This window comes from Hydrogenophaga sp. Root209, from assembly GCF_001428625.1.
GTDB lineage: Bacteria > Pseudomonadota > Gammaproteobacteria > Burkholderiales > Burkholderiaceae_C > Hydrogenophaga.
The window spans coordinates 273,126-280,607 of record NZ_LMIE01000033.1; the positions used below are offsets into that span (position 1 = coordinate 273,126).

The window sequence follows — 7,482 nt, forward strand, 5'->3', positions numbered from 1 at the left end:
CCCGATCTTCAATTAATTCTGTTCAACCAGCCAGAGCGACTCACGCAGGAACCTGCGTTCACCGTCGGCAGCAGTTGTTGCCATCTCATATGAATAGAGGCAGCCCGTCCCCGCCTGCCGTCGACCAACGAGAAAGAGCCGTCGCTCAGCCCAGGACGGAATTGGGCTGAAGAAGTCGATCGTCGAGCGGTCTCCGTTCGGGCGGCATCGGAAGGCTTGCGCCAGACCTGCGCGCGCGTCCAAGGCCATCTGAATCTGCCATGCAACGTCACACGACCGCAGGGTGTCGCCAGTTGAGAATAGATCGACGATGCGTGCGGTGGAATTGGGCTGAAGATCGACCAAGCACCAGAGGTTCGCTCCGAAGCGCTGGGGGCGTCGTGCGACAAAGAGCCCCGTTTCCCCAACCTCAGCCGGATTCCATCGATCACGATAAAGCGTTCCGCGACGAGTGGGCTTGCAGATCAGGAGACCCTCAGGCCGATTCCCAATCGGGGCCTCTCGGAGTCGCCGATGCCATTCCTCAACGTAGTTTCCCGCCGGCTCAACCCTGGGAAGTCGCAACCACGCCTTTTCGCTCAGCTCGACCAAGCCAAACTCCTGCAATCGGGGAGCGAGGGGTTCCGCAGATGTCGGAACTAACAGGCGTAGCGCACCGCGATGCACAAGCCTTGCAGGGAGGTCTTCGGGAATCGGTGTGATGACATCGCCGGCTGTCCCCAATACCGCGATCGAACCGTCCTCACGCTTCACAAATGAAGGTGCTGCTGGGCGAATCGTCACCTCCGCGCTCGCCCACACCTCGTCAGCAGTGCTGCGCATTTCTAGCAAGTCGCGATACACGATCAAGGACTCAAGAACGTCCTGCACCATCGGACCCACGACATCTCCAGGCGATCCGAGAGGCTGCAGCGTTTGGCGAACACTGCGTTCGAGCTCATACCGAGCGCACGGCGCAAGAATGGAAGTTGCGCGTCGAAGGGCTTGCCCAACCAATGCAGGCGAGAGCTCCCCGTTCAGCCCGCTGCCATCCAGACCGAGCGAGTACCCCACGCGCTCGACGGCCTGCTGTCGGCTGAGGATGACGACGTTCATGTGCTCTCCCTCGCCACGCGCTCTTCACCCGGCGAACGGCCGATGTCTTTGGCCAACTTTGCCAGGTACGCACCACGCACCAGCGTCGGATTGGCGATCAAGGCACGCAGCATCTCTTGTCCTCGCAGCCAGTTGTCGAAGCGGACCTCCGCCGGGCAAAAGGCCAGAGCCAGCGCCATCGCGGAAAGCACCGTGTCGCTCGAGACCCGGTAGGCGTGGGCCTTGTCGACGAAATGATGTTCGAGGTCTCGAACATCACTGCATTTAAACGCTTCATCGGAAACGGCAATCGCGAATCCGGGCGAACCTCCGACCTCGCGCTGAAGTTGATCGAATTGATTTGACTGTTGAAGCCCTTGCGTAGTCAGACATGCATTCGCCCGATCGGCCCAGGTTCCGCGACACAAGATTCGAGCGAGCTGCAACTCAAACGCTGACAGCACTTTTGACCTGTGAACTGATGACAGCGGTCCCAATGCGCGGGCGCCATGCCACCGTCGATAGTGGACGAGTAGCATGGCGACCGTTCTGTCTCTCGTATGGCGCGTCGCTCCAATATCGACGCGCGCTCCCAAATCGGCCAGAGAAGTCACGCGCTCACGAAGACTGACGACAGCTGCATATCGTCGTCCACGATGTCTCGCGACAAACAAGGCACCTGGCGCAGGCACCGACACGCCGGCATAGCAATCGCCCGTCTTGACCGCGACATATCGATCCGGGTTGCGAAGGTCATATCGCCTCACTACGACGGCTTGGTCAGCGCCAGCCTCATCGACCAAGCGCGCGAGAAGTGACCTATCTCGGTGTTCAAGCTTCCAACGCAACGGTTGAACTTCCTGGTGGAAGCTCAAACGATCGTGCCCAAGTTCGTCAGATGAGATGTCGATGTCAATGCGCGCCGCCGACTCGATTCGTCCCATCACCGCATCGGAATCAAGTTTCTGAAGTACACGGTCCATCGCGTTGGAGTCGATCGGCAGATCGAGGTTGCCAAGCGCCAGCGGGGCCGGGTCATGGCCATGCGCGTCGCGGATGAATGTGTCGATTCTCGCGAAGCGCCCTCGTGGTCCAAGAGCCGAAACTTTTGCCTTTCCCTTGAGCACGTCCTGCAGTGAGGCATTCGCTGGCTCCATCACCAATCTCACGCCGGCCTGCTTGCGAGCGCTTTCCTGCCAGGGCTCGGGGGATCGAACCTGTAGGAACAGTTGCTCGGGCTCGAGGCGCTGGCCGGGAGCCTTTGCGACAGCAGTGACCTGCACGACGTGCACGCCAATAGGCAACATGCCGAACGAGACCAGGGCGTCGGAATTTCCCGCATCCTGAATGTGCACTGCTGGTTCAGCATCGACAACCACCACAAACTCGCTCACTGCAAAGTCGGCCGACAGTCGAAGGATCACCTCCTCGCTGGGGAGCCAAGTAGAGGTGCTTTCCCCGTTGCGTCGTGGTAGCAAGCCCACGGGCTCTACGCGTCCCCTCAGTCCGTAGCCGAACCTCAGCTGTTTCAGTGCTTGAAAATGTCGCTCCGCCAGGACCGCAGGCGTGCTCAGTTCATACGCAACAACTCCAACGATGGCGCACACAACCTGCTTCAGTTCCAGCTTAGCTATCGTGTCACCAGACAAGGGATCGCTCGTGACTATCAGATAGCCCTGATCAGCCCGAACATGATTGCCATGAACCTGTCGGGCAACACCGTCTTCGTAAATCTTGAGCAGCAGCGGAAAACTGCCCTGAAGTTTGAAGAACGGCTGCAGCAGTGCTCGAAGACGCGCATCCGCTCCGTCGATCTCCATGAACGCCATGCCTGCGTCGGTCAACGCAGAGAGCGGCCTGTGCTGACGGGAATACGACAGCAAGGCCCGACCAGGCATCCATCTACCATCGTCGTTGGAGAAGCGGATCCTGGGTTTGTCGAGTACTGAAATCTGGAGATCTTCACTGCGAAGAATGCCCGTGAAATCAGGCATCGCGATCCCGATCCTCCAAGCCCCGTCCGGTGTTCCGCGAGCCATCAGTTTCGCCCCGGCAACCCGAACGTCCTTCGAGTCACGCGGCCCTCCTTGCGGAGCGACTACAGGACGACCGACCAAACTCTGACTCGAACGAAAGCGGGCTTCCCGGAGCACTTTCCGGGCTTCTTGCAATTGATGGCGGACAGCCTGATGCTCTTCCAGGTCTCCAACGATACGACCGAGCGTCGAGCGGTCGATGGGTGAGATGTCACCTTGAATGTCCTCATCGCGTAGCGCGAGCACGAGGCGGGCCGTCAGCTCCGTCTGTTGCAGGAAATCCCTGAAGCGCGCCGATCCCCCGTAGTACCGACGCTGTATTAGCGACCCCAGTTGCACAATGCCGAGGTCGCCGTATTGCGCCAGGTCGTAGCGCATGTCATGCAGATGCGCCGCGAAGTGCGCCTGCAAATAGCGCGGCAGGATCGAATGGGTGATCGGCCATGAAATGATTGAGAAATGATCGGCCCAACGTCCACGTGGCGAGAAGCCAGCAAACCGATTCGCGAACACCCTGAACCAGTCCCGCATGAGGTTTCGGTCCCCATACAGACGCCACGAGGGGACTTCCTGACTGAACGACTGCCAGTACTCGTCACCATCATAGGAATAGCCCACCTCAGCGGCGACGATGCTCCACAGCAACCAGTATTCGTGCAATGGCCTCCGAACCTCTCGAAGCTGAGCTTCGAGTCTTGTACGGATGGCAGCCAGTTCTGAAACGGCTAAGCCATGTTCAAACGCATAAACGGGAGAATCATGTCCCACGCGCGCCGACGCAAGTGCCGAGAAATGCCGTTCGAGGCTGCTTTGGGCGCTTGCGAGCACGGCTGTCCTTACCTATGCCGCATTCGCGCTCAGCGGCTTTTCGGCTGCAGCAACCGTTCCCCGAATGAGGGTTCGAATCTGACTGCGATCCCACTGCTTGTAGTCGTCTCGCCTCTCGGCGCGAGGCACGATCCAGCGATTCTTGGCAAGCTCCGATATTTCGTCGACTGTCTTCAGGTCATCCAGATTGGGTTTTCCCTTTCCTTTCTTTAAGATGCTGATCGAGTTCTTGCAGAACGAACTGATGAAGACTTCACGCTGTATTCCGTGTCGAAGTACGGATTCGTTGATACCGATTTCCTTCAAGGCGACTTTGATGGTTCTCAAGCGCCAGTTCGGCCCCTCGCCGAAGTTGTGCTTGTCGGCGTACGGATGCTTGCTCAACCGAAGGTAGTCACGCATCTTTCCGAAGATGTCATCGGTGATGTGGAAGTGCCCCCAGCCGATGGTGTATCCAATGGCATCGAAGTAGGTCGTACCGTCAAGTCGAAGGCGGTTATAGATCGACGAACGTCCCATTGACGAAGTGGTTGTCACGGCGAGTAGATTTGCGCGCTTCGCCTCGTTGGAAATGATCCCTACGGTACTGCCATAGCTTGCCTTGAAGTCGTCAAAGACCTCCCTGGATCTAACCAGGCAGGCGACGACCTTACCCGTTAGGAGCATGTTGTAGGGCGCCACTGCGCCCAGGACATAGGCGTCCAACAAGTTCACAAGCCTTTTCGCCCGATCCTCGACGGACCAGCCAACCAACTTGTCCCGCACCGAAAGGTTGTACACGGGATCACCCAGCGCAATGATCCCAGCGAGACGCCCGTGGTGATGGTCCCAGACAAGATATCGCATGCGCCGGCCGAAGCCGGCCGATACAGGGACCGACCACGTGAAGGACGCGACACGGAATAGATCGGCATCTTTTGTTCCGCTGTGAACCCTGATAAGACCCAACTGAATTTTTGAAGGGTCTAGCTCAGCTCCGCTCGCAAAGTGTGGCAAAGCCTCCGGAAGCGCACGCTTGAGAAACTCTCGACTGTCGCGCAGCCGCTCTGCCCGTTGACCAGCATGCAGTTGCCGAACGACCTCCTTGCCCCCCTCCGGAAGAATCAGCGTGCCGTCATCGGCCTTCGTGAACCCCAAGCGAGTGAAATGAGCGCGGATGCCCTTTTTTAACTTCGCCTCCGGGGTGAATATCCTGGCTATTCCGCCCATTTACTTGTCTCCATGTTCATTCCTAGATCTCTTGCAGTTCTCATGCTGACCGTCCTGCGATCTCTAGATGCGTTCAGCAAAACTGGCGAACGGCATCGCGTACCGATTGGCGGCAAGAACGAGCTTGAATTCGTCCGCCTGCGCAACGTTGAGTCGTCCACAGCGGATCGCCTCCACCAAGAGGTCTTCTGTTCGAAGAATCCGGGCTTCGCCGATCAACTCGACCGCCTTGCGCTTGAAGCGCTTCTTCTCGTCGGAGGCCAAATAGCAGCCCGTGGTCGCAGCGACTGCCAAGCACGCGGCCTCGCCCCGGCCCATCAGATCTCTCAGATCACCGAACAACACAAGGGCTTCCATCGATTCAATGACCATGAGGTCCAGTTGACGAGATGCGATCGCAACTTTTATTTGGGCGCGCTGCTGCTCGTCAACCAGTTCGTTCATCACCTCTGCCGGCAGTTGAAACCGATAAGGTGGAAGGTCGCCGAGCAAGGCCACGCGACCGATGTGCACGAAGTTGATCAGCACGTTGGCATCGGTGATGACGACGGTCGTCTCGGCTGGTACAGGCATTGCTCGTTCCACCGCTCATGCCTGCACAAGGCCTGCGGACGCCAGGACGCGCCGCACTTCCTGTCGCTGCATTCCTACCATGGCCGCAAGCTCATTGAACTTGCCTTGAGTGATCTCCTCGCGCCGGTTTGCTTCGAGGGCTAGCCCTAGGAAGCGACGCCGAAACTCGTCACGCGAGTCGCGTGCGTTGGCTGAGACATCAGCGGCGAGGAAGTCGGCCATGGCTTTGCCTGCGCCTGAGTCCTCTTGCGACTTCAGGTGCTGAAATTCGCGCTCATCAATCAGCCGCAGATTCTTCAAGCGATACAACGCCGAAATACGACTGACGCCAAAGTGATGCGCCAGCAGCGCCACGTCGTACAACTGGATGTCCTGACTACCCGGCGCTGAGCGCTGTTCGACCTGCACCACGTCGGTTTCATCGAAGACAGCCATCTGCGCACGACTGGCCCCACCCTTGCCCAGAGACTGTACGAACAGGGCTACGCCTTCGGCCGGCATCATGAACTCCGCCGCGAAGGCGTTTGCCCGAACTTCTAGCAGGTCTGACCGGTTTTCGGCACGACTGATCGCACCGGATCGATCCCGATCGATCAGCACGTGCGCATACTCGTGTGCCAAAGAGAAGCGGCGTCGCAGCGCGGAATGATCGCGGTTGATGACAACGAAGATGCCGATCTTGTTGTCCCACAAGGTCAGCCCGGAAATGTTGTCAGGCAGGGACACCATGCCGGTACGCACCCCCTGCGATTCGAACACTTCGACCAAGTCGCCGACCGGGGCAACGCCCATTCCTAGGCGCTGGCGATCGTCCAACGCCACCCGCTGGCCCTGTTGGATCGCATCCCATCGAGACTTTGCCATAGGCAGTTCGTAGGTCGCCGTGCGCAGCTGCGCACGGTCGATACCCAACAGCCGCTCCAGATTGGTCATCTCCCGCCCCAGGGCAAGGCTCTCCTGCAACGCGTGCAGGAGTTCCGCCTGTTCGGCAAGCTGGGTTTCGCTGCGGAACAGGGCAGCCAACGCGTCCTGTTCGACAAACGCTTCGCTCAGGAACGATTTGATGTCTCGGCCAACGGTATAGGCAATGCGGTCGAGCTCGATGCTCGACACCGAGCGGTTGCCGGTCTCGATCTGGCTGATGGCGAGACGAGGCAGTTCCACAGCCTCTCCCAGTTGCTCTTGGGTCAGGCCGCAACCGTCTCGGGCCGAACGGATGCGTCGCCCGAGCTCTTCTCTGGTGATTGGCATGGCGATCTCCTCAGGTTGATGTACGCTTGCAATGATACCAAATCCATCTATACTTGGCAACAAACGGCATTTTGTGATCGACGAGTCCATCCCCCTCAGCCAGAGCGGCGCGCGCTGCGAGGCTGTCTTTCTAGGAGTTGACATGGCCAAGAACAAACCGATTGGTGACAACGCTCGAGTTGGCGCCGTCCGAGACCGCTCGCAGGTCTTCAATCCCCAGAACCAGACTTGGACCAAGCGTGACGCCAACACGGGGCGTTTTATGGATCAGAAGGCAGACGCCGACCCGTTCAAAGGGGTCCGCAAGGAAAAGAAGTGAGCTGCTTGATCTATTCAAGTGGCGTCCTGTTGCGCACAGCCGCGCAGCCAGGCCAAAGGCTGACCGCTACCGATCCGCATCCACCCCTGATGGCCACCCAAATTCCCCCGTCTATGGCCACCTCAAACTCCCCCACCTGAACTGATCGGGGATAGGGGTTTAACGCCGGCGTCGTCGGCACCTGTTGGCAGG

Annotated in this window: 6 protein-coding genes; 1 reads left to right on the top strand and 5 read right to left on the bottom strand. The window is 58.8% G+C overall.

What is annotated here, in order from left to right; all coding sequences use genetic code 11:
* Positions 1-12 precede the first annotated feature (12 nt).
* The 5 genes from ASE11_RS24170 to ASE11_RS24190 form a co-directional block, all read right to left on the bottom strand.
* Positions 13-1,095: a hypothetical protein gene (locus ASE11_RS24170; protein WP_056278040.1), complete on the bottom strand. Its 1,083-nt coding sequence runs from the start codon at positions 1,093-1,095 to the stop codon at positions 13-15.
* Positions 1,092-3,938, bottom strand: coding sequence for a hypothetical protein (locus ASE11_RS24175; protein ID WP_156406478.1), 2,847 nt, complete (start codon positions 3,936-3,938; stop codon positions 1,092-1,094). The genes ASE11_RS24170 and ASE11_RS24175 overlap by 4 nt, the downstream gene beginning before the upstream one ends.
* A gap of 12 nt (positions 3,939-3,950) precedes the next feature.
* A complete protein-coding gene (locus tag ASE11_RS24180) occupies positions 3,951-5,147 on the bottom strand; it encodes a Druantia anti-phage system protein DruA (RefSeq protein ID WP_056278045.1) in 1,197 nt (398 codons plus the stop codon).
* Between the two features lie 63 nt (positions 5,148-5,210).
* Positions 5,211-5,720, bottom strand: coding sequence for a hypothetical protein (locus ASE11_RS24185; protein WP_056278048.1), 510 nt, complete (start codon positions 5,718-5,720; stop codon positions 5,211-5,213).
* A gap of 15 nt (positions 5,721-5,735) precedes the next feature.
* Complete coding sequence (locus ASE11_RS24190; protein WP_056278050.1) at positions 5,736-6,971, bottom strand: helix-turn-helix domain-containing protein; 1,236 nt, start codon at positions 6,969-6,971, stop codon at positions 5,736-5,738.
* Between the two features lie 142 nt (positions 6,972-7,113).
* On the opposite strand from ASE11_RS24190, the gene ASE11_RS26240 reads away from it, so the two are divergent.
* Positions 7,114-7,290 (top strand): hypothetical protein, encoded by a 177-nt coding sequence (locus ASE11_RS26240; RefSeq protein ID WP_156406480.1) that lies wholly within the window; start codon positions 7,114-7,116, stop codon positions 7,288-7,290.
* The last annotated feature ends 192 nt before the right edge of the window (positions 7,291-7,482 follow it).

Excerpts from the sequence above, each read along its gene's own strand:
- ASE11_RS24180 (WP_056278045.1), bottom strand. The coding sequence starts at position 5,147 with ATGGGCGGAATAGCCAGGATATTCACCCCGGAGGCGAAGTTAAAAAAG.
- ASE11_RS24170 (WP_056278040.1), bottom strand. The coding sequence starts at position 1,095 with ATGAACGTCGTCATCCTCAGCCGACAGCAGGCCGTCGAGCGCGTGGGG.
- ASE11_RS26240 (WP_156406480.1), top strand. The coding sequence starts at position 7,114 with ATGGCCAAGAACAAACCGATTGGTGACAACGCTCGAGTTGGCGCCGTC.
- ASE11_RS24185 (WP_056278048.1), bottom strand. The coding sequence starts at position 5,720 with ATGCCTGTACCAGCCGAGACGACCGTCGTCATCACCGATGCCAACGTG.
- ASE11_RS24190 (WP_056278050.1), bottom strand. The coding sequence starts at position 6,971 with ATGCCAATCACCAGAGAAGAGCTCGGGCGACGCATCCGTTCGGCCCGA.